Genomic DNA, 1,958 nt, shown 5'->3' on the forward strand with positions numbered 1-1,958 from the left:
GAACGGCTTCAGGAAATCATCGAGAAGGTGCGGCTCGATCCGACCGCCCGCAGAATGTGGAACGACGCCGACCTGCCGACCGTGACGTACCCGGTATCCGGCTTGCCCCGGCGCTTTCACCTGCCTCGGTACGGGGGTAAGGAATTCACCGTGCGGATTCTTGTGCTGGAGCCGCTGGAGTTGCCGACCTGCCGACTGGTGGCGCTGACACCAGCGGAACTGGCGCCTTTGGAGTGAGTCGTGCTTCGACTGCTTTGTGGCCTGACGTAGAGGGTTTGAGCCTGATTCCCCTCAGGTTCTGACCCCTTGCAACATCGCCGCAGGCACGGGGACCACGAGCCGGGGACCCGCACGTACGCGATCAGCGAGGGAACAACCCCGCGTGCACGGGGACCACCCGGCGGTACGCGGCGCCGTACTTGCTGCACGGGGAACAACCCTGCGTGCGCGGGGACCACCAGTACACCGTGCGCCGCGACGACCACCTCAAGGGAACAACCCCGCGTGCGCGGGGACCACCAGGACTTCGGCCAGGGCGGAGCGACGGTGCGGGGAACAACCCCGCGTGCGCGGAGACCACCCCTCAACCCACAACCTCGCAGGTCAGGGGCAGGGAACAACCCCGCGTGCGCGGGGACCACCCGCCCTTCCCGGCCGGGCGCGGCGCTCCCCCGGGAACAACCCCGCGTGCGCGGGAACCACCGCACCGACCCTGACGGAGACGGGGACGACTCGGGAACAACCCTGCGTGCGCGGGGACCACCCCGGATACTCGTCGATCCGGACCTCCCAGTCGGGAACAACCCCGCGTGCGCGGGGATCACCGACACCAACAACCAGGCCCAGGGGCCCGCGAGGGAACAACCCCGCGTGCGCGGGGACCACCCGGGCAGTCGATGCCGCAGGTCGAGCGAGGTGGGAACAACCCCGCGTGCGCGGGGACCACGACCGTACGAGCACGGTCCCGGCCGTGAGGGGGGAAACAATCCCGCGTGCGCGGGGACCACTCCTCGGCCTTGCCCTTCCACGTCTCGCGACCGGGAACAACCCCGCGTGCGCGGGGACCACGAGAAGGGCGACACGAACCGGCGGCGGCATGTGGGAACAACCCCGCGTGCGCGGGGACCACTCCCCGAACCGTTCCGACGTACCGTCGGAACGGGGAACAACCCCGCGTGCGCGGGGACCACGCTCAAGGGCGCGCCTGCGGCGCGCCGGGGCGGGGAACAACCCCGCGTGCGCGGGGACCACATCGGCGCCCCGTAGGACCAGGTGGCGCGACCGGGAACAACCCCGCGTGCGCGGGGACCACTATGAACGTTGACCTCACGCCCGAGGCGGAGTGGGAACAACCCCGCGTGCGCGGGGACCACTCGAGGACGCGTGCTGGGAGGCGGCCGACCGGGGGAACAACCCCGCGTGCGCGGGGACCACCTGCTAGGCCGTACGTTCACGCCGGAGCAGGAGGGAACAACCCCGCGTGCGCGGGGACCACGTCTGCTGATCGGAGGGGCCGGAAACTCAGGTGGGAACAACCCCGCGTGCGCGGGGACCACGCGAGCGGTCCGCTCGGGGCGAGGGGGGTGTGGTGGAACAACCCCGCGTGCGCGGGGACCACCCTGCGGGAACTCGCCCCACACGCGGAAAACCTGGGAACAACCCCGCGTGCGCGGGGACCACGGTCCGCGACCTGGGGTTTTATCTGAGGCAGAGGCGGATTTTGCTTACTTCTCGAGAAACGGACATATCGCCTCTCGGGTGGTGGGTTGAGGGGTGGATTTCCTTTACCGGTTCCCGAAGTTTCGTCTCTTGGCCGCCTTGCTCCAGCCCTGGCGTGGTGGGTCAGGAGGGGTGGGGTTGGTGTTGGGTGGGGCGGTGGAGGAGGGTGAGGCCCTCGTGGTCGGTGGGGTGCCAGGCGTGTTCGTGGGTGGCGAAGGTGAAGCCCTGTTCGTTGTCGG

At 69.8% G+C, this 1,958-nt stretch carries 2 pseudogenes and 1 CRISPR repeat array; of the pseudogenes, one reads left to right on the top strand and one right to left on the bottom strand.

The window, feature by feature from the left end:
• A pseudogene (locus PV682_RS43985) lies at window positions 1–237 on the top strand (helix-turn-helix domain-containing protein); the annotation flags it as partial.
• Between the two features lie 131 nt (window positions 238–368).
• Window positions 369–1,680: a CRISPR direct-repeat array (repeat unit 29 nt; unit sequence GGGAACAACCCCGCGTGCGCGGGGACCAC).
• Between the two features lie 104 nt (window positions 1,681–1,784).
• Here PV682_RS43985 and PV682_RS43990 read toward each other — a convergent pair.
• Window positions 1,785–1,958, bottom strand: a pseudogene (locus tag PV682_RS43990) (type I-E CRISPR-associated endoribonuclease Cas2e); the annotation flags it as partial.

Origin of the sequence: Streptomyces niveiscabiei, assembly GCF_033794345.1 — a bacterium.
GTDB lineage: Bacteria > Actinomycetota > Actinomycetes > Streptomycetales > Streptomycetaceae > Streptomyces > Streptomyces niveiscabiei.